Here is a 21283-nt window from a genome sequence, read left to right as displayed (position 1 = left end):
AACGGGAACGGGAACGGGAACGGGAACGGGAACGGGAACGGGAACGGGAACGGGAACGGGAACGGGAACGGGAACGGGAACGGGAACGGGAACGGCAACGGCAACGGTTACGGGAACGGCAACGGCAACGGTTACGGGAACGGCAGCGGCAACGGCAACGGCAACGGGAACGGCAACGGTTACGGGAACGGCAACGGGGGCCAGGACAACGGGGGCGACCGCGGATACCGCGGAGACCATGGCGACGACTACGGTGACCGCGGTGACCGGGGTTACGACGACGACTACGGCTGGAACAGGATCCACATCAACGAGCGCGACTACCCTGCCGTCCCCGACGGCTGCATCACCGTGGTCAGCGGCCTCGGAGCCGACAGCCTGAACGTCCGCAACGACAGCTGGAGGACCGTGGAGGTGTTCAACGGCGCCACCTGCGACAACGGCGCCCCGCTCGCGACGGTCGGTCCCCATAGCTCCAGCAACGGGCTCTTCCCCCGTCAGGTCAAGGGCGGTGTCCAGGTCGAGGACGGCGTCGTGGGCAGCTTCCGCGTGGTCCGTGAGTACTACGGCCACCACCGCGACTACGACTACGACTACGACGGCGAGTAACCGGCCGCCCGCCTGACGGTGAGAACGAGAACCCCGGCCCGCCGGAATCGGGCCGGGGTTCCGGTCTGGGTACCCCTGACCGGCGTGCCCGGGCTTCACACTAGGCCTTCGCCGGACGGGGGTGGGCCACCAGCGTGGCGAAGCGGCTCAGTGACTCGACCGGCGCGGGGATCGCGGGGAGCGATCGTTGAACCACCGTCGCGTCCCGTCTTCGGGGAACGCCGGGGGACACGCCTCAGTGGCGGTGGTGCGGCCCTGGTGGCGGGGGAGGCGGGGGCAGTTCGGTCGGTGGGGCCTCGCCCGGCCAGACGAGGAGGACCGGGCATGGGGCGTGGTCGACCACGAAGCGGGTGGCGGGGCCGAGACTGCGGGGCCCGAGCCGGGAGCGGTCACCGTCACGCGCGCAGATGAGGACGTCGGCCCCGGTGGCCGCCTCGACAACCTTCCGTTCCGTGCGTCCGTGGGTGAGGACCCGTTGGGCGGGGCGGCCCAGTCGCTGTTCGGCGCTGTCCAGGAGCCGGGCCGCGGCGGAGTCGGACAGTGCCTCGATGCGGTGCCCCGGGTCGCGTTCGGGGTGACCGCGCCCGAGGAGTCCGGCGAACGCGCCGTGCGCCGTCTCGGCGACGGTGTCGTCGAAGACGTACAGCAGCGTGATCTCCTCCCCGGGGACGACGCGGCTGAGCGCGGCGTCCACGCAGGCGGGCCAGGTGCCTTCGGTGATCCAGACGAGGGCGCTCATGGGCGGCTCCGGCGTTCCGCTGGGGTCAGATGCCGATCGGATGCAGCATCTCCCACGACGCGGGGGCGAAGGCAAGAAGCGCGGCCGCTTCGGATGGCGTCCGGGCGAGAACGCCGTTTCGTACCGCCCGGGTTGACCGGCCGGCTCTTTTCTTCGGTGCGCCAGGCGTGACCAGCCCGGTCGGGGGTTAGATTCCGATCCACACGATTGTGTGTTCTATGGGCGTTGGGGGGAACTTGCGTTCACGCGTGGAGAGGCAGCACAGTCCTGCCCGGGACGGCGGACCCGTCGGCGATGGACTGCCCTCTATACCGGGCGAAGGCGGACCGGAGCAACGGGGTGCCGCATTCGTCCGGGCGGCACGGTTCATCGCACGCACACTGCTCGGCGAGTGGCACGGCATCGTCGTCGATCCGGTGCGGCGGCTTCTGCGGCGGGGGTTGGCCGGTCTCTCCCTGGCCTTCGTGGCCACCTGTGGCGTGATCTTCTTCCATGCGCTCGCCCAGCGGCCGACGGGTGCGGTGGCCGTGCGGCTGATGGGCGGCGTCACCGCCGACCTGCCGCTGTGGCTGGCCCTGCTGCGCACCCCGGTGTCCCTGTACGTTCCGGCCCTCGACCTGCCGGTGTGGGCGGGCATCACCCAGTTGTTCCTCGCCTTCGCGCTGGCCGAACTGTCCCTGGGCCGGGCCCGGACGCTGGCCGTGGCCTACGCAACGACACTGGCCGGCACGCTCACGGTGCGGGTGATGCTCGCGCTCGGGCCGGGCTGGTGGGGTCTTGGTCTGCCGCCCGAGATAGGGAAGGTACTCGACACCGGGCCGTCCGCCGCGGTCGTGGGCCTGTTCACCTACCTCGCCGTCATCCGGCGAGCGCCCGTGGTGTTCACCCTCACCGGTGGCTCGATGGTCTGGGAGTCGATCGCCGTGCCCAACCTCGCGGGCCGCGAGCACCTGATAGCGGTGGGCGCCGCGATGGTCCTCGGTCTGCTGCACGGACACAGGAACGCGGTGCGGTGGTGGTGGGCCGCCCTGGTGATCGGCCTCTCCCGCCGGCCCGGCCACGCGCGGCCGGGGATTCCCGTGCCGGTTCCGCCCGCGCGCTCCGGACCACCCGCGTCTGCTTCCCCGGTCATACGCGGGCCCTCGTCACCGGACCGGGCGCCGATGCGAGTGCCGGGACCAGCGCCAGCCGAGCAGAATCAGGTCGGCCGCGAGGATCAGGACACCGATGGCCAGAAGGTGGGTCAGGCCCTCGGCCACCACGCCGACGAGGCCGAGGGCGATCGCGACGAGGATCAGGAGCAGGAACAGCGCCATGGGTGGACACATCCTCCGGCATCCCCCGGTCCTCGTCGGGTCAGCGGCCCGCTCTGACCTGCGGACCGGCCGGCGTACGGCCAGGTCGGCGGATGCGCTGGTCAACGGCGCGCGAGCCGACGACCGTGGTGGGCGCCGGGCTCGTAGCTCCTGTGGTAGTGCTTGAAGATCTCTTCTTCGCGCTCGACCGGCAGGATGTCGTCCGTGCCCATCGACGGCGCCTTCTTCACCTCTCCTCGGGCGTGCGCCACCTTGATGTACCCAGGTCCGAGGGTGGCCTCGTCGAGGGGGACGAAGACGAGCCGCTGCCGGGTCGGCATCCCGGTGCGCACGGTGGCCATGGCCGGCGCGTCGGTCTTCGTGTCGACGTACACCGCTTCCAGGGCCCCTATCTTGTGCCCCTTGGGGTCGATCACATCGCGGTTGCGCCACTCGCGGATGTCGGCTGAATGGATCATGCCCGCCTCCTAGGGGCCTGCAGCCTCCCGCCGGCCCACACCGGCGCAGGAATCACCTGCGCGAGGACTCCCGACTTCTTCACCCTACCCCGGCCTGCCTGTCAACGCGCGTTTGACCTGGCCTTTCTCCGACTCCGCAGGTCCGCTCCGGGGGCCCGGCGGCCTGTCCGGACCCCGCTCGGCGCCGGCTGCGGACTGCGGCCCGCTCCCTTGTTGGTGTGAGCCGCAGCCTCTCACTCCAGGTCACAGGTATTCCGCGAGGCCGAGCCGCGATCAGCGCCGGCTGGAATTTTGTCGACCGGTCGTCTACCTTCGGAACGGCCGGCGCGAACGGGTGGCCGGCCATCGATCGAAAGGGACACTCATGAGCACCACCGGCCAGAAGGTCGCGGTCATCACCGGCGCGTCGCAGGGCATCGGCGCCGGACTCGTCGACGCCTACCGCAAGCTCGGCTACGCCGTCGTCGCGACCTCCCGCGGCATCGCCCCCTCGCAGGATCCGGACGTCATCACCGTCCAGGGCGACATCGCCGACGCCGCCACCGCCGAACGCGTCATCGCCGCCGGACTCGAGCGGTTCGGCCGGATCGACACCCTGGTCAACAATGCCGGCATCTTCGTCGCCAAGCCGTTCACCGAGTACACGCAGGAGGACTACGACGCGGTCATCGGGATCAACCTGAGCGGTTTCTTCCGTATCACCCAGCTCGCGGTCGAGCAGATGGTCCGCCAGGGCGGCGGGCACGTCGTGCAGATCACCACCAGCCTGGTCGACCACGCCCTGTCGGCGGTTCCCTCGGCGCTGGCGTCGCTCACCAAGGGCGGCCTGCAGTCCGCGACCAAGGCCCTGGCCATCGAGTACGCGACGCAGGGTGTCCGCAGCAACGCCGTCGCGCTCGGCATCATCAAGACGCCCATGCACGCCGAGGAGTACCACAGCACACTCGCCTCCCTGCATCCGGTCGGCCGGATAGGCGAGGTGAGCGATGTCGCCGACGCGGTCGTCTACCTGGAGAACGCCCCGTTCGTCACCGGCGAGATCCTCCACGTGGACGGCGGCCAGAGCGCCGGTCACTGAACCCCGCACCCGGGCGCCGTTCGCGGCGCCCGGGCGGTCCGCTCGCGAAGTCCCGGGCGGTCCGCTCGCGAAGTCCCGGGCGCGCGGCCGGATTGACGGTGCCCCGACCGTGCACGGGCTCACCGGGCATCGCTTCCGTTGTCCTCCGCGCGCAGCTTCGGCGGATTTCGGCCTCCAGCCCCAGATGGTGGGCGACCGGCCGGTCCCCGGGCGAGGCCTCCTCGGGCGACTCGACGTCCACGAGGAGGAACTGTGCCGCCACGAGTTGCGCACGGGCCTCGGTCACGTCGGCCCGAGTGACGATTCCCTCCGGCATCGACACCATTGACACGATCATCGTTCCTCCCGTGGATCACGGGCTGCGGCACCTCAAGACTGCGTGGACGCCGAAGTCCCTGCACTGGGAGCGACGCGTCCGTCCCGCAGGGCGGGATTCGAACGGGTGAGGTGCGCCGCGCAGGACGGACGCCGGACCGTCCTCGGCCCGCTTCCGGGAAGGACGGCGGCCGCTCCGGTCGCCGTCGTGAACCGGCGTATGGGGCGGATCCGCCCAGAGGTGCGGCGCGGTTACCCTCGGAGTGTGACGCAGGACGAGCACGGCGGGCCCGGAGTGCCCGAGGGTGCACCCGGCCCCGGCGAAGGCGATCGGTCGTTCCGCCGGGCCGAGGGGGAGGAGAACGTCTTCGAGCTCGGCACGGACGGCCCCAAGGTCATAGTGGCCGGCGTCGACGGCTCGGACTCCTCCTGGCGCGCCGCCTCCTACGCCGCGGGTCTCGCGCGTCGCCAAGGAGCGCTGCTGGCGCTCGTGTATGTGCAGCCGATCGTCACCTCACCCTCCCCGGGCGCCATGGTGGCCATGACGGAGGCGACCGCTGAGATCGCCGAGGAGATCGTTGAGCACGCCCGAAGGTATTCCGAGAAGCTGGGTGACGTCTTCCGTGTGCGCTGGGAGTTCCACACCTTGCGCGGGGACGCCTTCGCCGGCCTCGTGAGGACCGCTGACGACCTGCGCGCCGACGCCGTGGTGGTCGGTGCCTCGGAGCAGGCGGGACACCGGTTCATCGGTTCGCTCGCGGTCCGCCTGGTCAAGGCGGCCCGATGGCCGGTCACGGTGGTGCCCTGACCTGCCGAGCGGGCCGCGGCGGTGAGGGTGCTGCTGTCCGTGCTTTCCTGGTTACAAGGGAAAGGTTCCGGTATGACACATGACAAAGAGGGCGGGCAGCCGGAGGCGCCTCGTCATGCCAGGTCATGGCCACCGGGGAATCGCGAGTGTTAGAAATGTTCCATGGCGAACCATCTCGCCCGGTTTAGACGCATAACGTTGCGTTCGCTGGCCGGCAGGAGTCCTCGGAGCGTCGCCGGGCAGGTGTTCGTGCTGCAGGTGGCGCTGGTGGTGCTGCTGGTGGCATGCGCCGTTTTCGCCCTGGTGCTGCAGTCGGAGCGCGACACCGGTGCCGAGGCCAAGCGCCGCTCCATCGCCGTCGCCCAGACCTTCGCGCATTCCCCCGGCATCCTGCAGGCGCTGCAGACCCCCGACCCGTCGAAAGTGCTCCAGCCGATCACCGAGGCGGGGCGCAAGACCGCGGGCGTCGACTTCATCGTGGTGATGGACACCAAGGGCATCCGCTACACCCATCCCATCCCGAGCCGCATCGGAAAGCGCTTCGTCGGCACGATCGGCCCGTCGCTGGCCGGCAAGGTCTACACGGAGAGCGTCCACGGTCCGCTGGGCGAGGAGGTGCAGGCCACCGTCCCGGTCAAGAACACCCACGGCAAGGTGGTGGCCCTCGTCTCCGCCGGGCTCAAGGTCAAGAACGTGGCCGGTCAGGTGTACCGGCAGCTACCGATCATCCTGGGCGCCGGCGCGGGTGCGCTCGTGGTGTCCACCGGCGTGACGGCCCTCGTCGGCAAGCGGCTGCGCAGGCAGACCCACAGCCTGGCGCCGGCCGAGATGACCCGTATGTACGACCACCACGACGCGGTGCTGCACTCCGTCCGTGAAGGGGTGCTCATCGTCGGGGAGGACGGGCTGCTGCTGCTCGCCAACGACGAGGCCCGGCGGCTCCTCGAACTGCCCCCGGACGTCGAGGGACGGCACGTGTCGGATCTGTCGATGCTGGATCCCGAGACGGTCGCGTTGCTCATCTCCGGTCGGGTGGCGACCGACGAGGTGCACCTCGCCGGGGAGCGGCTGCTGGCGGTCAACCAGCGGCCCACGGACCGCGGCGGAGGGCCCAAGGGAACAGTGGTGACGCTGCGCGACTCCACCGAACTGCAGGCGGTGTCCGGCAGGGCCGAGGTCGCCCGTGAGCGGCTCAAGCTGCTGTACGACGCGGGACTGGGTGTCGGCACCACCCTCGACGTGACCCGCACGGCCGACGAACTGGCGCAGGTCGCCGTGCCCCGCTTCGCCGACTTCGTCACTGTGGACATCGCCGACGCCGTACTGCACGGCGAGGAGCCCGCGACCACGGCGACGGACATGAGGCGCATCGCTGTGCGCGGCGTCCGGGACGACCACCCGCTGTACGAAAAGGGCCGCCTGATCGACTTCCTGCCCTCCACGCCCCAGGCGCGCGGCTACGGCACCGGCTGTTCCGAGCTCGTGACCGATCTGTCCACCGCCACCGGCTGGCATGCGCAGGACCCCGAGCGCACCAAGGCGGTCATCGAGTACGGCATCCATTCGCTGATCACCGCCCCGATCCAGGCCCGGGGCGCGGTGCTGGGCATGGCCAACTTCTGGCGCTCCAAGCGTCATGAGCCCTTCGACGAGGAGGAGCTGTCGCTGGCGGAGGAGCTGGTGGCCCGTGCGGCGGTCAGTATCGACAACGCCCGCAGGTACACCCGCGAGCACGCCCTGGCGGTCACCCTCCAGCGCAGCCTGCTGCCGCGGGCCCTGCCCGAGCAGAGCGCGCTCGAGGTCGGTTACCGCTATCTGCCGGCGCAGTCGGGCGTCAGCGGAGACTGGTTCGACGTGATCCCCCTGCCGGGGACCCGGGTGGCGCTGTCCGTCGGTGACGTGGTCGGCCACGGCCTCCACGCCGCCGCCACGATGGGGCGGCTGCGGACCGCGGTGCACAACTTCTCCACGCTGGACCTGCCGCCGGACGAGCTGCTGAGCCATCTGGACGACCTGGTCGGCCGTATCGACCAGGACGAGTCGGATGCGGAGGCCTCGGGGGTGGTGGGTGCCTCCTGCCTGTACGCGATATACGACCCCGTGACGCGGCGGTGTGCCATGGCACGGGCGGGGCATCCGGCGCCCGCCCTGGTTCACCCCGGCGGGAGCGTCACGTTCCCCGACCTGCCGGCCGGGCCACCGCTCGGCCTCGGCGGCATGCCGTTCCAGACCGCCGAAATGGAGCTCAAGGAGGGCACCCAGCTCGTCCTCTACACCGACGGCCTCATCGAGGACCGCACCCGGGACCTCGACGTGGGCATGGAACTGCTGCGCGATGCGCTGGCGGGCCATCCCGACCGGCCGCCGGAGGAGACCTGCCAGGCCGTACTGGACGAGATGCTGACCGCACGGCCCAAGGACGATGTGGCCCTGCTCGTCGCCCGTACCCAGGTGCTGCCGCCCGACTGCGTCGCCGACTGGGAAGTGCCGCGCGATCCGGCCGCCGTCTCCGGCATGCGCGTGGCGGTGTCCGAGAAACTCGCGGAGTGGGGCCTGTCCGAGCTCGGCTTCGGCATGGAACTCGTCCTGAGCGAACTCATCACCAACGCCATCCGCTACGGCTCCGAGCCGATCAGTGTCCGGCTGATCCGCGACCGCACGCTGATCTGCGAAGTCGCCGACGGGAGCAGCACCTCGCCGCATCTGCGGTACGCGGCCACGACGGACGAAGGCGGCCGGGGCCTGTTCCTGGTGTCGCAGATGGCGGAGCGCTGGGGGACGCGCTACACGCCTCAGGGCAAGGTGATCTGGGCCGAGCTGACGCTGCCGGAGGCCACCGGGGAGTTCGGGCTGACCTGGGCCGATGTCGATATCGCCGCTTCGGAAGAAGGCTTCGAGGGGTTCGAGACCCCGGCGTGAGCCGCACGTGTGGCGCCGCACGCGGGCCGGACCCAGGGCCCGTGACCACGAGGAAGCCGGCGCCCGACTTGCGCCGTACTCAGTCGAGATCCATACCGAGCGCCGCGTCCGGACGGCAGAACGGGCAGGCCTCCACCATCGGATCCACCAGTGCGGCACGGGCCTCCTCGGCGCCGACGGGGTGCTGGGTGCCGCCAGTCGTGCAGTCGTCGGTGTGGATGCGCGCGGGCTCGGGGCCCATGGCCCTCTTCCGCCGCTCGACGGTGAAGCCGGGCGCCCCCGTCGTACGGCCTGAGGAGGCCGGGGCGGGCAGCGTGGAACGCCCTCTGCGGGCGCGCGGTCCCGTCGGCTCGAGTCCCTCGGCGCGGGCGAGGGCCTCGCGTACGGCGTCGCGTTGGAGCCGCAGATAGATACCGACCGTCTCGTTCTCGGTCACCCGCTCTTCCAGGAACGCCAGGATGGCTCGAAGACGCGCCGGGTCGGGGGGTAGCTCGGCCATGGAGCGCACTGACCCCTCAGGACGGGCCCCCTCGCCTCCCGCTCGCCGCCGCTCCGCGCCCGAGGTCTCCCTCCCCGAGGTCCTGCTCCTTGCCGAGACTCAGCGACGTCATCCAGGCGGCAGGCCTCCGCCCCTGCCAGTGGACATGGAAGAACACTGCCGTGGACAGCCGGTACAGACGCCGTCGCAACTCTGTCCGGCCCGGCTGTTCGGCGAGTTGCCGGTATGTGGTGCTCCAGTCCTGCTGGGCCTGGAAGAGGTCGTCGGGGAGAGCGTGCCGCATGGCCGGATTCAATCATGTGTTCGATTTTTTGTTCCACCGGAACACCCCGCGACCGCGCGGCCGGTGCCCGTCCGTACCGCGCTCTCCCGGTCCCCGTGGCACGCGGCTTCCGTAGCTGTGACGATGGCTAACAGCACTGCACACGCGACTGCGGGCTGGGTGATGACATGCCGATCGGCCGGGTGGGACTCGTCGTGCATGGCGGCCGTGCGGAAGCGGTGGCCGGAGCCCGGATCGTGCGCGACTGGTGTGCGCGGCACGGCATCGGCTGCGTCGACATCGACGTCTGGCACGGCCATGGAAGCCGCCACAGCCCCAGTGAGGAGGTGCAGGCGGCGGGCAGCCCCGATCTCATCGTGACCCTCGGCGGCGACGGCACGTTCCTGCGGGGGGCGCGCATCGCGGCTCAGAAGGACATCAGGGTCCTCGGTGTCGACGTGGGCAAGGTCGGTTTCCTGACCGAGACCCCGGTCGGCGACGTGGAACGGGCGCTGGATGCCGTGCACGCGGGGAAGTCCGAGTGCGAGGAACGCATGACGCTCACGATGCGCGCCTCCAGGCTGCTGGAGATGCCGAGCCAGGTCGAGGAGGTCCTGTGCTACGGGAGGGGACCCGCACTGCCGCCCCCGCAACCGCAGACGGGTCCGGCCGAGGACGACCCGTGGGGGATCGCGCTGGACGTCACGGCACTGAACGACATCGTCGTGGAGAAGCTGGCCCGCGACCACCAGGTGAGCGTGGGTGTGTACTTCGCCGGCCGCCTGCTCGCCTCCTACTCGGCCGACGGGGTCATCCTCGCCACTCCGACCGGCTCGACCGCCTACAGCTTCGCCGCAGGGGGGCCGGTGCTGTCCCCCAGGATGCGGGCGGTCGTCTTCACCCCGGTCGCGCCGCACATGGCGTTCAACCGGACCGTGATCGCCAACGCGGACGAGCCGGTCGCCCTCCGTGTGCTGCCCCATTCGGGCCGCGCCGCGGTCAGCGTCGACGGGCAGCCCCGGGGCATCCTGGAACCCCGCGACTGGATCGGGGTGATCGCGGCACCGCGTCCGCTGCGCCTGGTCAGGCTCACTCCGGCCAACTTCTACGGGCGGCTGCGGGAGCGTATGAGGCTCACCGACGCGCCCGCGACGGCCGCGGACGGTGAGGCGGCCCCGATGTTCCGGCCCGCGAGCCCGGTACCCGACGACCTGCGCCACTACCAGTTGCCGCCGGCGCCGTGACATCGCGGTCAGGGCGGGAATGTTCCCGAAGGCCCTCTGGTTGGAAGGGGCGTGGTGGTGAGGGGACAGAGTCCCCGGGCCTCATCCATTGCCCATGAGGACGATCGTTCGGCTGAAGCCTCATGGAGCCTTTCGCCGCGTAGGCGACCGCCCTTCACGACCACACCGCTCGTGGTGCGACCCCGGCCGGTCTCCGGCCGGGATCGCGCGAGTGGGTCCGCAAGGACGCTTCGGGAATGCGGTGACGGGATCCGTTGTTGCATCACATGACTGACATGCGCGGGTCAAAACCCGCGGGGTGTCGGCGAAAGGAGGACCTCATGGCACGCACCACGGCGCGCCCCGTCGTCAGGCTGAAGTCGACGGCCGGCACCGGCGTCACCTATGTGACGCGCAAGAACCGACTCAACGACCCCGACCGGCTCGTACTGCGCAAGTACGACCCGGTGGTCGGCAAGCACGTCCCCTTCCGCGAGGAACGCTGAACCACGCCTCCGCCACCCGGCGGACGGCCATGAGGAGGGAAACCCCATGAGGCCTGGCATCCACCCCGTCTCCCGCCCGGTCGTCTTCCGCGACCGCGCGGCGGACTTCGCCTTCTTGACCCGTTCGACCGCGCTGTCCACCCGCACGATCGAGTGGGAGGACGGCAACACCTACCCGGTGGTCGACGTCGAGATCTCGTCGGCGAGCCATCCGTTCTACACCGGCACCTCGCGGGTCGTGGACACCGCGGGCCGCGTGGAGCGCTTCGAGCGCCGCTACGGCCGCGCGGCCTCGGCCCGGAGCTGACCAACGCCGGACGGCCGGACGACGGCCGGTCGGCCGTGTGAGAGGAGAAGACAGTCATGAAGGTCCGCAACTCGTTGCGAGCTCTGAAGTCCAAGCCGGGGGCCCAGGTGGTGCGCCGCCGCGGCGTGACGTTCGTCGTGAACAAGAAGAACCCCCGGTTCAAGGCGCGCCAAGGCTGACGACCTCAGGGCCACCGCTGCGGTCCTGAGCCGCACGGCGTCCTGCGCCGCGCCGGCACCCACCCGGCGCCGATCCCCACCTGCTGCTCCGCCCCGGCCGGTCGACCACCGGCCGGGGCGGACGCGTTCGGCGCCCGTGCGCCGTCGCGGACATGAGCCACGCAACCGGCGCGCACGGCGGAACAGCAGGCAGGGGGTGGGCGTTACCGTGACGACGTCACACGAATGATCAAGGTGGATCGGTATGCACGGCGAATACAAGGTGCCCGGAGGAAAGCTGGTCGTCGTCGATCTCGACGACGACGACGGCGTACTGCGCAATGTCCGCGTCGCCGGAGACTTCTTCCTCGAACCGGACGAGGCACTGCTCGCCGTGAACCGGGCTCTCGAAGGGGCGCCCGTCGCCACGGAGGCCGCCGAGCTGGCCAGACGCGTCGAGGCAGGACTTCCCGAGGGGACCGTCATGTACGGCCTGACCCCGGAAGGCGTCGCCGTCGCGGTCCGCCGCGCCGTCGCCCAGGCGACGGACTGGACCGACTACGACTGGCAGCTCATCCACGAAGGCCCCCAGCCGCCCGCCCTGCACATGGCGCTCGACGAAGTCCTCACCGCGGAGGTCGCCGCCGGCCGCCGTCCGCCCACGCTGCGGGTCTGGGAGTGGGGTGCACCGGCCGTGGTCATCGGCAGCTTCCAGTCGCTGAAGAACGAGGTCGACCCCGAAGCCGTCCGACGCCACGGGATGACCGTGGTGCGGCGCATCTCGGGTGGCGGGGCCATGTTCGTGGAACCCGGGAACACCATCACGTACTCGCTCTCCGTCCCCGCCTCCCTGGTGAACGGGCTCTCCTTCGCCGACTCCTACGCCTACCTCGACGACTGGGTGTTGGGCGCCCTCGACGACATGGGCATCAAGGCCTGGTACCAGCCCCTCAACGACATCGCGACGGAGGCCGGCAAGATCGCGGGAGCCGCGCAGAAGCGGGCGGTCGGCCCTGAAGGCGGTCCAGGCGCGGTCCTCCACCACGTGACGATGTCCTACGACATCGACGCCGACAAGATGCTCGAGGTCCTGCGGATCGGCCGGGAGAAACTGTCCGACAAGGGAACGGGCAGCGCCAAGAAGCGCGTTGACCCGTTGAGACGGCAGACGGGACTGTCCCGGGAAGCTGTCATCGACCGGATGATCCGTTCCTTCCGGATGCGCTACGGCCTCAGCGACGGCCGGCTCACCGGGGAGGAACTCGAGCGTGCCGAGGAACTCGCCGTCACGAAGTTCTCTTCGCCCGAGTGGACTGCGCGCGTGCCCTGACGACTCCGGGCAGGCGTTCGCCGGGTCGGGTCGTGCACTGCCGGGCGCGACAGAGGTGAAGAAGGGGGTACCCGTGCGAGCAGTGTGCCGCGGGGCGGCATCGGCCTGATGCGGCGCCGGCGGCCCACAGGCTCGAGGAGGACCCCATGGATGGACCAGAAGGGCTCAAGCCGGCCGAGTTCCCCGCGTTCACCAACGAGCACGGCGACGGTGTGGTCGTCGGCGGCGGGCCGGTCGTGGTCGATGTGTACGTCGACTTCCAGTGCCCGTACTGCTGCCGTATGTTCGCCGAGACGTCGGGCCCGGTGGTGGACGCTCTGGTCTCGGACGGCCGGATCACCGCTGTGTACCACCCGGTGGCGATTCTCGACGCGATGTCGACCGACCGCTATTCCACCCGGGCCTCGGCGGCCTCCGGCTGCGCGGCCGACGGCGGCAGGTTCCTCGAGTACCACTACCGGCTCTTCGCCGCCGAGCCGCCGGAGGGTGGTCCCGGGCTCCCCGAGAGCGACCTGGTCGCGCTGGGCGCGGAGGCGGGGCTGACCGGCTCCTTCGCGGCCTGCGTGCACGCCGGCGGCCATCTCGACTGGCCGCCGTACGTGACCGAGCGGGCTTTCGAACAGGGCATGCGGGGCACGCCGACGGTCCGGGTGGACGGTACCGCCGTCCCGCCGCATCCGGGCCCGATCACGACCGCGGTGGAGAGTGCGCTGAGCCATACGGTGTGACCGCGCGCGGCTTCGTCCTGGGTGGGATGCGCACCGAGGATACGCGGATGGGGCGGCTCGCCTCCGCGGCTTGCCCGGACGGGTGTCCGCCATAAGAGCGGTTCCCAGGGGCCTCTGTGCCGCGGCGACAGGCGCTGAGCCAACGGCTTCCGGCCCGTCTCGGCGATGCCCGGCCGGCGCCGCTCGCGTGTGGCAGGCGGCAGGCCGGGTACGTTGCCCAGGTCATGGACGAGTACGAGCACATCGATGTCGACGGCCTCGAGTTCGCTCCGGTCGAGCACACGACGCAGTCACTGGCTCTGCTGAGCCTGGAGGAGGCGCACGACCTCCTGGGGATCCTGGTGACGGTGGCCGCGGAGGGCGAGCCGATGTCCGCAGGGGCGGACCGGCTGGCACGGGAGATCGCGGCCCGGATCCCGTCGGAGAACTGACCGCCGTCGTCGGCAGGTCACTGGGTCCACCGGGTATGTCGCCAGGTCCGCGGCCTGACGCCCTCGCATGTTCGAATTTTCGTTCGATATGGTGGGGCAGGAGGTGGGTGCGATGACCGTGGAGGGGAAGGCACGCGAGGTGTCCACGGTGATGCATGTGCGATGCCCCGACCGCCTGCCGCAGGAGACCTACCGGCAGGTGCTGGAGCAACTCGCGGAACTCTCCCCGGTCGTTCAGGCCCTGCCGCCGTCCGCCGCGCTCGTGGAGCTGAAGGGGGCGCTGCGCTATCACGGCGCCGGTGCCCGCAGGCTGGGGGAGGTGCTGAGGGTTCGCACGATCTCCCGTCTCGGTGTGGACGTACGCGTCGGGATCGGCCCCTCGATCACCGTGGCAGCCACCGCCTCCGGCCTGATCGGCCCGCCCGGCGGTGTCCTTGCCGTCGGCCCCGCCGATGTCACCGAGTGGCTGGGACCGCTGCCCGTGGAAGCCCTGCACGGCATCGCCCCCCGCGAGGCGAAGGTGCTGCGGGACGCCGGCATCCACTGCGTGGGACTGCTCGCCGCCGTGCCGCCGGCCACGGTGCAACGGCTGCTGGGCGGAAAGGGCGGCCGCCTTGCCGCGGACCGGGCCCGGGGCATCGACCCCCGGCCGGTGGTGCCCCGTGAGCTTCCCGTCTCCGCCGTGGTGAGCCGCACCTTCGCCCGGCACACCCTCGACGGCGCCGACGTGCGCGCGGCGCTGCTGGAACTGGTCGTACGGCTCGGGCATCTGCTGCGCCGCCGCGGCCAGGCCGCCCGGGGCCTGACACTCACGCTGCGGTTCGCGGGCGGCGCCCGCTGGGACAAGACCCGCCGTCTCCCGGAGGCTTTCGCGCATGACGACGACCTGCGTGCCCTGGCCTACCGGCTGATGGACGCCGCGGGCCTGCAACGCGGTCGGCTGACGGGAATCGTGCTGAGGGGCGAGGATCTGGTGGACGCCGGCAGGTCGCCCAGCAGGTCAGTCTGGACCGGGCCTGGGAGGCCCGGCTGGTCGCCGAGGAGGTCAGCGACCGCATCCGTGCGAAGTTCGGCCCCGACGTGATCGGCCCTGCCAGCATCTTCCGTCACGTCTCCTGAGGGCCCGGGTCGTATCGATGAGCGGCGAGGCCACCGTTCGGCCGAACGGTGGCCCCGCCGCGGGTGTCGCGCTCGTCAGTCCTTGAAGACGTCCTTGGTCTTCTCCTTCGCCTGACGCGCGGCGCCCTTCGCCTTCTCGGCACGGCCTTCGGCGGCCATCTTCTCGTTGCCGACGGTACGGCCGACCGTCTGCTTGGTCTTGCCCTTGGCCTGCTCCATCTTGCCCTTGGCCTTCTGGTCTCCAGCCACCGTTGCTCACTCCAGTCGTGTCTGACTTCGGTGTCACCGCAGCGAGTGATCCCTGGCGCGGTGGATAAACGTGGGTTTCGGCCAGAAGAGAAACAGGACCTCAGGAGTAGCGGGCCGCGACCTCGGCGAGCTGATCGAGCTTCTCCAGCGTCTCGCGCTCGGGCGTCGTCGGCAGATAGAACAGCAGCCGCTCGACGCCCAGCGCGATGTAGCCCTCGATCTGCTCGGGGTCGTCGGGAATCGCGTACACCGTCACCGGCACATCGCGGCCGGCAAGCGAACGCAGCCGCTCGATCTGAGGGCCGAGCTTGTCCGGCGGGACACTGTTGGCCAGCCATGCGTCACCCAGCTGCACCACGCGTGGGAAGGCGCCCTCGCCGCCACCGACGTAGATCGGAGGGTGCGGTTGCTGCACGGGTTTGGGCCAGGAGAAGACGGGGTCGAAGTTCACGAACTCGCCGTGGAACTCCGCCTTGTCCGTGGTCCACAGCTCCCGGATGGCCCGCAGTCGCTCGTCGGTGAGCCGGCCGCGGGTCGTGGGGTCGGCACCGTGGTTCCTCATCTCCTCACGGTTCCAGCCGACGCCCACGCCGAAGACGGCACGGCCGTCCGAGACCAGATCGAGCGAGGCCACCTCCTTGGCCGTCATGATCGGGTCGCGCTGCGGGATCAGGGCGATACCGGTCGCCAGCAGCAGCCGCTCGGTCACCGCGGCGATCGTGCTCAGGGCGACGAAGGGGTCGAGGGTGCGGTAGTAGATCTGCGGCAGCTCACCGCCGCCCGGGTAGGGGGACTGACGGTCCACCGGGATGTGGGAGTGCTCGGCGATGAACAGTGAGTCGAACAGCCGCTCCTCCAGCGCCCTGCCCAGCGGGGCGGGGCGGATGCCCTGATCGGTGATGAAGGTCGCGATTCCGAATTTCACGGCAACTCCGTCGGGGGTCGGAACAGGGCGGTCGCCCGGAAGGCCAGTTCCAGGTCAGCTCCACAGGGGATACGTCACTGCTTGTTCGAATCCCTCCGGCCTGTCGTCGGTGTAGACGAGACTCATCCGGGTGAACTGCTGCGTCTGCGGGTGCTTCTTCCAGGGCTCCGGGCGGTCGAGCCGCACGACCACCGGGTACGAGTGGAACTTGCCCGCCGCGCAGTACGGCTTGCAGTCGTTCACCAGATTGATGCCCGTGGCCAGAGCCGCGTCCGGGCCCCACTGCGACCAGCGGAGCGAGGAGAGGCGGCTGTTGCCGTCGCCGCACGCGATCATGAAGTCGCCGGGGTGCACCTGCGGCTGCCACAGACAGTCGACCAGTACGGGTTGTTCCGGCTGCCGGGCCTCGGTGTGCACGCTCGGTGGTGCCGCCACGGGCGCGGCGGACGCGGGCCCCATGGCCGCCGCGAGCGATGCGACGGCACACAGGGTGACCGTCGTACTGACTGAGTGTCTGCGCATGTCCGCTCCATGCCGCCTGTCTTCGGACCCATATGCCGTCGCCGGGCTGTTTTCTGTCCCGACGCTACGACTGTGTCAGGGGATACACCACTTGTACGGTGCAACACCCTGTTCCCGCCGCAAAACCGCTGACCCGGGTGTCTCTGGGCGGCCGGTCTGGACATCGGCCCGGAGCACAGGCGGCGCTCCGCCCCGGCCGGCCGTATGTGCAGCGTGGCGCCCGCTGCCGGGACAGTCCGGTTCGATGGCGGTGTCGACGACCGCCCGGTCGCTCGTGTGGCCGCCGGTGCGGAAGCGGGCGGGCATGTGCGGGATGCCCGCGCGGCCTGCTGAACCGGCCCGGCTCCCACAGCCGCGGTCCATGGTCCGGATCCGCTGAGACCCAGCTGTCAAGTGCGGCGACCGGCGGACGAGTTCGCAAGGGAACGCGGTCAGCGACGCCTGATGCTGAACGGGCCCGATCGGGGTACCCGCGCCCTCACCGGACGGCCGGGTGCGAGGCACCTGTGCCAAGACCGAGACGAGAGGGGATCGTTCGTGTCGGACGCGAAGTCGTACTCCGCCCCGCCGGGCCAGGGTGCTCGAGGCTCGGGCGCGGAGCCGGTGAGCGAGCTGGTGCAGCAGGCTTCGCAGCAGCTGACGGCTCTTGTGCGCGGCGAACTGAAGCTGGCACAGGCGGAGGTGAAGGAGAAGGGCGGACGCTACGCCAGGGGTGGTGGGCTCTTCGGGGGCGCGGGCGTGGTCGGCATGCTCACGCTGCAGGCCCTCGTCGCCACCGCGATCGCGGCGTTGGCGCTGGTGCTGCCCGTGTGGGCCGCCGCTCTGATCATGACGGCGTTGTTGGGCGCGATCACCTCGGTCATGGCGCTGACCGGCAGGAAACAGTTCACCGGGGCCGCACCCCCCGCCCCTGAACAGACCATCGACAGCGTCAAGGCCGACGTGGCCGAGATCAAGGAGAGTGCACACCGATGAGCAAGATGTCCCGCGAGGAGCAATCCGCTACGAATCCGGACGAGTTGGCGAAGCAGGTCGAGCGTACCCGGGAGGAACTCGGCCGGACGGTCGCGGCGCTGGTCGGCAAGACCGATGTGAAGGCACGCGCCCGGGCGAAGGCGGCCGAGGTCAGGGAGCAGGCGGGCCTCAAGGCCGAGGAAGTGAGGACCAAGGCCGCCGAGGCGGCCCACCGGGTGCAGGAGAAGGTGCCCGCGACGGTGAAGGACAAGGCGTCCGAGGCCGCCGGCCAGGCCCGGGTCAAGGCCGGTCAGGCCGGGCACCTCCTGGAGCAGCGGACGCCCGAACCGGTACGCCGGAAAGCGGCGGAAGGCGCGGTGGCAGTGCGCGGCAACCGTACCGTGGTGCTGTCGGCCGCCGCGGGTGCCGCGGTCGTGTGGTGGGCGTACCGCCGCAGGAAGAGCTGAGCGGCGGTTCTCCTGTCCCCCGGCCGGGCGCGGCGCGGCCCTCGTCGACCAGGCGTCGCAGGCGCAGGGCCCGCTCGGGCCACACTCCGCCCTCGTGGTCGTCCCACCCGGCCGTCCGCCAGTCCCCGGAGCGTCCCCGTCTGCCCGTCGTCCCGTCTTGCGTCGCACGGGCGGGCCCACCCGTGCCAGGGTGATAGGGGAGCCCTGCCGGTCCGGGGCCAGACGGAGGAAGGTATGGACTGGCGAGATTTCGCGGAGCAGCTGGCCTCCATGGCGCGCGAGCTGCTGGCGCAGGAAACGGTCGACGCCACGCTGGCGAGGATCACCGGCTCGGCGACCGAGCTGGTGGAGGGCTGTGATGCGGCGGGCATCCTCATCCTGCACGGAGACGTGGTGGAGTCGCTGGCTCCGACCCACCGACTCGTCAGCGAGAGCGACCGGCTGCAGGAGCGCCTGCGGGAAGGCCCTTGTTTCGATGCCGCCCGGACCGCTGCGGGGGAGCGGGTGTTCAGGATCGCCGACTTCACCGACGAGCAGCCACGCTGGTCCCAATACGGGCCACGAGCCCGCGCGTTGGGGCTGGGCAGCATGATGGGCTTCCTGCTGTTCACCGAGGACGAGGACCTGGGCGCGCTGAATCTCTACTCCCGCCGGCCCGGTGCCTTCACCAAGGCCAGCGAGACCGCGGGCTGGTTGCTGGCCTCGCATGCGGCGGTCGCCTTCTCCAGCGCCCGCACGCACGCACAGCTCCAGTCCGCCCTCGCCACCCGCCACACCATCGGTGAGGCGATGGGCATCCTCATGGGCAGCCACCACCTCACGGAGGAAGATGCCTTCGACGTCCTCCGACGGTATTCACAGGAGCACAACGTCAAACTCCGCGAGGTCGCCCGCCGGATCTGCGAACGGGGCAGCCTCACCTGAAGCGACGTGGCCGGGAGGGCCGGCAGACGCCGCCGGCCCGTCCGCACCGGAAGTGCCCGGTCGTCCGCCGGTCCGGAGGACGGCGGGTGCACGCTCGTGCCGGAGCCGCACACGTGGACGCGGCCTCCGGTCAGCCGGTGGTCCCCATGCGGTGCTTGACGTCGTCCATCGATCCCGCCCAGGGGGCCGGGGCCACCCCTTGCGGACCGGTGCCGGCCCTGCTACCCGTCCGGTCCTCCTGCCACAGCTGACCGCTGCGTACTCCGGACAGCTGCGCCCCCTGCGTTTTCATACCGCCTGTCCGGAGCGAGAGGCTGTCGTCGGCGGCCGCCATGACCAGGGTCTGGGCCAGCTGCTCAAGACTGTTCTCCAGCGTCTCCAGAATCCGCTCGTCCAGGTGGCGCAGCCCGCCGAGCAGGTCCATGGCCCGCTCGTCGTCGGTGAGGGCGGCGATGCTCTCGCCGACCCGGCAGGCCGCGAGCGCCCGGGCGGCGACCGCGTATTCCCCCTCGACGGTCCTCACCAGCCGGTGCCCGGTGGCCGGACGTCCCGCGTACAGCACCCCATCGGCGATCACAGCGCCGACCTCCAGGGGCACACGCGCCGCGCGGACGGCGCCCGCAACGAGGGTGCGGATCACGGCGGTGGTGTCGAACAGCAGGTGCCGGGGGCGGATGGCACGTACGTGGTCGTCGATACGGGCCAAGTACACCTGGGCGTCGGCGAGGTGGTGTTCCATGGCCTGGCGGTGCGGACCGACGGGGGTGACCGGCATGTCCGTCCGGAATCTGTCGATGACCGCGGCGTGGGCGTCGTGGGCGTCTTGCAACGCCGGGATGAGCGCGTACGTCGTCAATTTCATTGCCGTACTTCCTTGTGTGGCGTCTGGGGGCGCGGCGGGAGGGGGGTGATGTCCCGCGGAGCGGCTGCCCGGCTCGGGCGGGCCTCGCGACCAGGGTGTGGGAACGGCCTGAAGATCGCCCGGCGGGTTGTGGCCCCGGGCCGGGCCGACGGACGCCCTGGGCAGGGATATCCGTGCGGCAGACGGGTACGCGACCCATGGTCCTGCGATAGCCCGTCCGGGTTGCGGCCTCCGCCCGGCAGGACAGGGGAGGCCCGGACCAGCAGATGGTCGTCGCCCGAAGGGGCCCCTTGGCCAAGTGGCCCTTGACTTCGAGCGCACGCGAAGTCCTAGCGTTCACTGCGTCGGCATCGCGCCGCCGAGATGCCGATTCACACGACCGGTTGCTCCATGGAGGTGATGGCGCCTCGCGGGCTCCGGTGCGGCGGCCGGGAGGCGACGGGCCCGGCTCGCCGGGGCGGAAGGGGCCGGGCGAGGTCCGAGCCCGTCGAACAGCACAACGACAATCGCGACGAAAGGCTGCGGGGAACATGAAGCAGCGCATGCTTGGGGACCTGGAGGTCTCGGCCATCGGCCTCGGCTGCATGGGGATGTCCGCCTTCTACGGCACGACCGACGAGGAAGAGGGCATCAAGACCATCCAGCGCGCCCTCGAACTGGGTGTCAATTTCCTCGACACCGCCCAGCTGTACGGACCGCTCACGAACGAGTCGCTGGTCGGACGCGCGATCAAAGGCCACCGTGACGAGTATGTGATCGCTACGAAGTTCAACTACCGGATGGACAACGCCGTCCCGGGTGACATGAGCACCATCGGGAAGCAGGACGGTTCGGCGGAACACGTACGCAGTTCGATCCACGGCTCGCTCAAACGGCTCGGGACCGACTACGTGGACCTCTACTACCAGCACCGTGTCGACCCCGATGTGCCGATCGAGGAGACCGTCGGGGCGCTGGCGGAACTGGTCGCGGAGGGCAAGGTACGCCACATCGGCCTGAGCGAGGCGGGGGCGGAGACGATCCGCCGTGCCCACGCCGTCCATCCGATCACCGCGGTGCAGACCGAGTACTCGCTGTGGAGCCGCGACCCGGAGGCCGAGGTGCTGCCCGCATGCCGTGAGCTCGGGATCGGGTTCGTGCCCTACTCGCCGCTGGGACGCGGCTTCCTCGCGGGCCGGTTCTCCTCCCCGGAGGAACTGGACGAGGGCGACTTCCGGCGCAGCGGACCCCGTTTCACCGGCGACAACCTCAACGCGAACCTCAGGCTCGCCGAGAAGGTGAAGGAGATCGCCGCCGAGAAGGACGTCACGCCGGCGCAGCTCGCGATCGCCTGGGTGCTGGCGCGGGGCGAGGGCCTGGTCCCGATCCCGGGCACCAAGCGCCGCTCCTACCTCGAACAGAACGTCGGCGCGGTGGATGTGGAGCTGACGAAGGACGATCTCGCGCGTATCGACGCCGAACTCCCGGAGGCTGCCGGACAGCGCTACGACGAGGCCGGTATGTCGTCCGTGAACCGTTAGGCCGGGACACTCATCGGTTCGGCAGATCCTGAACCCGGGTAACGTGCCCTGTCCA

General features: G+C 70.6%; 24 protein-coding genes and 1 pseudogene. 17 read left to right on the top strand and 8 right to left on the bottom strand.

Annotation, left to right across the window (positions count from 1 at the left end; genetic code table 11):
• On the top strand, positions 1-609 hold a 609-nt coding region (locus ABZ904_RS20740), incomplete at its 5' end, for a hypothetical protein (protein WP_361824924.1).
• Positions 610-844: 235 nt separating this feature from the next.
• Here the strand turns inward: ABZ904_RS20740 and ABZ904_RS20735 are convergent.
• Positions 845-1348 (bottom strand): universal stress protein, encoded by a 504-nt coding sequence (locus ABZ904_RS20735; protein ID WP_361824922.1) that lies wholly within the window; start codon positions 1346-1348, stop codon positions 845-847.
• Positions 1349-1716: 368 nt separating this feature from the next.
• Between ABZ904_RS20735 and ABZ904_RS20730 the strand changes: the two are divergent.
• Positions 1717-2340: pseudogene (locus tag ABZ904_RS20730) on the top strand (hypothetical protein); the annotation flags it as partial.
• Positions 2341-2765: 425 nt separating this feature from the next.
• Here the strand turns inward: ABZ904_RS20730 and ABZ904_RS20725 are convergent.
• Positions 2766-3122, bottom strand: a complete 357-nt coding sequence (locus ABZ904_RS20725) for a PRC-barrel domain-containing protein (RefSeq protein WP_359397694.1) — start codon at positions 3120-3122, stop codon at positions 2766-2768.
• Between the two features lie 364 nt (positions 3123-3486).
• On the opposite strand from ABZ904_RS20725, the gene ABZ904_RS20720 reads away from it, so the two are divergent.
• The 3 genes from ABZ904_RS20720 (at position 3487) to ABZ904_RS20710 (ending at position 8242) form a co-directional block, all read left to right on the top strand.
• The gene (locus tag ABZ904_RS20720; RefSeq protein WP_359397696.1) at positions 3487-4200 is read left to right on the top strand and encodes an SDR family oxidoreductase; all 714 of its coding nucleotides are present in this window, start codon (positions 3487-3489) and stop codon (positions 4198-4200) included.
• Between the two features lie 712 nt (positions 4201-4912).
• Positions 4913-5323, top strand: coding sequence for a universal stress protein (locus tag ABZ904_RS20715; protein ID WP_359397729.1), 411 nt, complete (start codon positions 4913-4915; stop codon positions 5321-5323).
• A 162-nt stretch (positions 5324-5485) separates the two neighbouring features.
• On the top strand, positions 5486-8242 hold the full coding sequence (locus tag ABZ904_RS20710; protein ID WP_361824920.1) for a SpoIIE family protein phosphatase: 2757 nt from the start codon (positions 5486-5488) through the stop codon (positions 8240-8242).
• A gap of 79 nt (positions 8243-8321) precedes the next feature.
• On the opposite strand, the gene ABZ904_RS20705 is transcribed toward ABZ904_RS20710, so the two are convergent.
• Both ABZ904_RS20705 and ABZ904_RS20700 read right to left on the bottom strand, forming a co-directional pair.
• Positions 8322-8741, bottom strand: coding sequence for a DUF6233 domain-containing protein (locus ABZ904_RS20705; RefSeq protein ID WP_360998843.1), 420 nt, complete (start codon positions 8739-8741; stop codon positions 8322-8324).
• 16 nt (positions 8742-8757) lie between these two features.
• Positions 8758-9024, bottom strand: a complete 267-nt coding sequence (locus tag ABZ904_RS20700; protein WP_361824918.1) for a hypothetical protein — start codon at positions 9022-9024, stop codon at positions 8758-8760.
• A gap of 167 nt (positions 9025-9191) precedes the next feature.
• On the opposite strand from ABZ904_RS20700, the gene ABZ904_RS20695 reads away from it, so the two are divergent.
• From ABZ904_RS20695 to ABZ904_RS20660, 8 genes are all read left to right on the top strand, one after another.
• Positions 9192-10247: an NAD(+)/NADH kinase gene (locus ABZ904_RS20695; RefSeq protein WP_359397706.1), complete on the top strand. Its 1056-nt coding sequence runs from the start codon at positions 9192-9194 to the stop codon at positions 10245-10247.
• Positions 10248-10567: 320 nt separating this feature from the next.
• The gene (rpmG, locus tag ABZ904_RS20690; protein ID WP_359397708.1) at positions 10568-10732 is read left to right on the top strand and encodes a 50S ribosomal protein L33; all 165 of its coding nucleotides are present in this window, start codon (positions 10568-10570) and stop codon (positions 10730-10732) included.
• A gap of 46 nt (positions 10733-10778) precedes the next feature.
• Positions 10779-11039, top strand: a complete 261-nt coding sequence (locus tag ABZ904_RS20685) for a type B 50S ribosomal protein L31 (protein WP_359397710.1) — start codon at positions 10779-10781, stop codon at positions 11037-11039.
• Positions 11040-11095: 56 nt separating this feature from the next.
• A complete protein-coding gene (gene ykgO / locus ABZ904_RS20680; RefSeq protein WP_359397712.1) occupies positions 11096-11218 on the top strand; it encodes a type B 50S ribosomal protein L36 in 123 nt (40 codons plus the stop codon).
• A 244-nt stretch (positions 11219-11462) separates the two neighbouring features.
• Positions 11463-12527, top strand: coding sequence for a lipoate--protein ligase family protein (locus tag ABZ904_RS20675; RefSeq protein ID WP_359397715.1), 1065 nt, complete (start codon positions 11463-11465; stop codon positions 12525-12527).
• A gap of 146 nt (positions 12528-12673) precedes the next feature.
• A complete protein-coding gene (locus ABZ904_RS20670; RefSeq protein WP_361824915.1) occupies positions 12674-13255 on the top strand; it encodes a thioredoxin domain-containing protein in 582 nt (193 codons plus the stop codon).
• 224 nt (positions 13256-13479) lie between these two features.
• Positions 13480-13686 carry a DUF6417 family protein gene (locus ABZ904_RS20665; RefSeq protein ID WP_359397719.1) on the top strand — a complete coding sequence of 69 codons (207 nt, stop codon included), beginning with the start codon at positions 13480-13482 and terminating at the stop codon, positions 13684-13686.
• 112 nt (positions 13687-13798) lie between these two features.
• On the top strand, positions 13799-14770 hold the full coding sequence (locus tag ABZ904_RS20660) for a hypothetical protein (RefSeq protein WP_361824913.1): 972 nt from the start codon (positions 13799-13801) through the stop codon (positions 14768-14770).
• 110 nt (positions 14771-14880) lie between these two features.
• Here ABZ904_RS20660 and ABZ904_RS20655 read toward each other — a convergent pair whose 3' ends face one another.
• The 3 genes from ABZ904_RS20655 to ABZ904_RS20645 all read right to left on the bottom strand — a co-directional run bounded on the left by ABZ904_RS20655 (position 14881) and on the right by ABZ904_RS20645 (position 16501).
• The gene (locus ABZ904_RS20655) at positions 14881-15054 is read right to left on the bottom strand and encodes a CsbD family protein (RefSeq protein WP_359401620.1); all 174 of its coding nucleotides are present in this window, start codon (positions 15052-15054) and stop codon (positions 14881-14883) included.
• A gap of 100 nt (positions 15055-15154) precedes the next feature.
• Complete coding sequence (locus tag ABZ904_RS20650; RefSeq protein ID WP_361000710.1) at positions 15155-15979, bottom strand: LLM class F420-dependent oxidoreductase; 825 nt, start codon at positions 15977-15979, stop codon at positions 15155-15157.
• 54 nt (positions 15980-16033) lie between these two features.
• Complete coding sequence (locus ABZ904_RS20645; protein WP_361000713.1) at positions 16034-16501, bottom strand: hypothetical protein; 468 nt, start codon at positions 16499-16501, stop codon at positions 16034-16036.
• A gap of 603 nt (positions 16502-17104) precedes the next feature.
• On the opposite strand from ABZ904_RS20645, the gene ABZ904_RS20640 reads away from it, so the two are divergent.
• The 3 genes from ABZ904_RS20640 to ABZ904_RS20630 all read left to right on the top strand — a co-directional run bounded on the left by ABZ904_RS20640 (position 17105) and on the right by ABZ904_RS20630 (position 18846).
• Entirely contained in the window at positions 17105-17476 is a 372-nt protein-coding gene (locus ABZ904_RS20640) for a phage holin family protein (RefSeq protein ID WP_361824980.1), read from the top strand.
• Positions 17473-17922, top strand: a complete 450-nt coding sequence (locus ABZ904_RS20635) for a DUF3618 domain-containing protein (RefSeq protein ID WP_361824910.1) — start codon at positions 17473-17475, stop codon at positions 17920-17922. Before ABZ904_RS20640 ends, ABZ904_RS20635 begins: the two co-directional genes overlap by 4 nt.
• A 234-nt stretch (positions 17923-18156) precedes the next feature.
• Positions 18157-18846 (top strand): GAF and ANTAR domain-containing protein, encoded by a 690-nt coding sequence (locus ABZ904_RS20630; protein ID WP_359401632.1) that lies wholly within the window; start codon positions 18157-18159, stop codon positions 18844-18846.
• 130 nt (positions 18847-18976) lie between these two features.
• Here ABZ904_RS20630 and ABZ904_RS20625 read toward each other — a convergent pair whose 3' ends face one another.
• Entirely contained in the window at positions 18977-19708 is a 732-nt protein-coding gene (locus ABZ904_RS20625; protein ID WP_359401635.1) for a hypothetical protein, read from the bottom strand.
• 530 nt (positions 19709-20238) lie between these two features.
• Between ABZ904_RS20625 and ABZ904_RS20620 the strand changes: the two genes are divergently transcribed.
• A complete protein-coding gene (locus tag ABZ904_RS20620; RefSeq protein ID WP_359401638.1) occupies positions 20239-21228 on the top strand; it encodes an aldo/keto reductase in 990 nt (329 codons plus the stop codon).
• Positions 21229-21283: the final 55 nt, after the last annotated feature.

This window comes from Streptomyces sp. NPDC046900, assembly GCF_040644975.1.
Taxonomy (GTDB): domain Bacteria; phylum Actinomycetota; class Actinomycetes; order Streptomycetales; family Streptomycetaceae; genus Streptomyces.
The sequence above is the reverse complement of the archived record's forward strand: the minus strand, read 5'-3'. Positions and strand labels throughout refer to the sequence as shown.

Coding starts and splice junctions, on each gene's coding strand:
- ABZ904_RS20735 (WP_361824922.1), bottom strand. CDS start 1,348: ATGAGCGCCCTCGTCTGGATCACCGAAGGCACCTGGCCCGCCTGCGTG.
- ABZ904_RS20725 (WP_359397694.1), bottom strand. CDS start 3,122: ATGATCCATTCAGCCGACATCCGCGAGTGGCGCAACCGCGATGTGATC.
- ABZ904_RS20720 (WP_359397696.1), top strand. CDS start 3,487: ATGAGCACCACCGGCCAGAAGGTCGCGGTCATCACCGGCGCGTCGCAG.
- ABZ904_RS20710 (WP_361824920.1), top strand. CDS start 5,486: ATGGCGAACCATCTCGCCCGGTTTAGACGCATAACGTTGCGTTCGCTG.
- ABZ904_RS20705 (WP_360998843.1), bottom strand. CDS start 8,741: ATGGCCGAGCTACCCCCCGACCCGGCGCGTCTTCGAGCCATCCTGGCG.
- ABZ904_RS20700 (WP_361824918.1), bottom strand. CDS start 9,024: ATGCGGCACGCTCTCCCCGACGACCTCTTCCAGGCCCAGCAGGACTGG.
- ABZ904_RS20695 (WP_359397706.1), top strand. CDS start 9,192: ATGCCGATCGGCCGGGTGGGACTCGTCGTGCATGGCGGCCGTGCGGAA.
- rpmG (WP_359397708.1), top strand. CDS start 10,568: ATGGCACGCACCACGGCGCGCCCCGTCGTCAGGCTGAAGTCGACGGCC.
- ABZ904_RS20685 (WP_359397710.1), top strand. CDS start 10,779: ATGAGGCCTGGCATCCACCCCGTCTCCCGCCCGGTCGTCTTCCGCGAC.
- ykgO (WP_359397712.1), top strand. CDS start 11,096: ATGAAGGTCCGCAACTCGTTGCGAGCTCTGAAGTCCAAGCCGGGGGCC.
- ABZ904_RS20675 (WP_359397715.1), top strand. CDS start 11,463: ATGCACGGCGAATACAAGGTGCCCGGAGGAAAGCTGGTCGTCGTCGAT.
- ABZ904_RS20670 (WP_361824915.1), top strand. CDS start 12,674: ATGGATGGACCAGAAGGGCTCAAGCCGGCCGAGTTCCCCGCGTTCACC.
- ABZ904_RS20665 (WP_359397719.1), top strand. CDS start 13,480: ATGGACGAGTACGAGCACATCGATGTCGACGGCCTCGAGTTCGCTCCG.
- ABZ904_RS20660 (WP_361824913.1), top strand. CDS start 13,799: ATGACCGTGGAGGGGAAGGCACGCGAGGTGTCCACGGTGATGCATGTG.
- ABZ904_RS20645 (WP_361000713.1), bottom strand. CDS start 16,501: ATGCGCAGACACTCAGTCAGTACGACGGTCACCCTGTGTGCCGTCGCA.
- ABZ904_RS20635 (WP_361824910.1), top strand. CDS start 17,473: ATGAGCAAGATGTCCCGCGAGGAGCAATCCGCTACGAATCCGGACGAG.
- ABZ904_RS20630 (WP_359401632.1), top strand. CDS start 18,157: ATGGACTGGCGAGATTTCGCGGAGCAGCTGGCCTCCATGGCGCGCGAG.
- ABZ904_RS20625 (WP_359401635.1), bottom strand. CDS start 19,708: ATGAAATTGACGACGTACGCGCTCATCCCGGCGTTGCAAGACGCCCAC.
- ABZ904_RS20620 (WP_359401638.1), top strand. CDS start 20,239: ATGAAGCAGCGCATGCTTGGGGACCTGGAGGTCTCGGCCATCGGCCTC.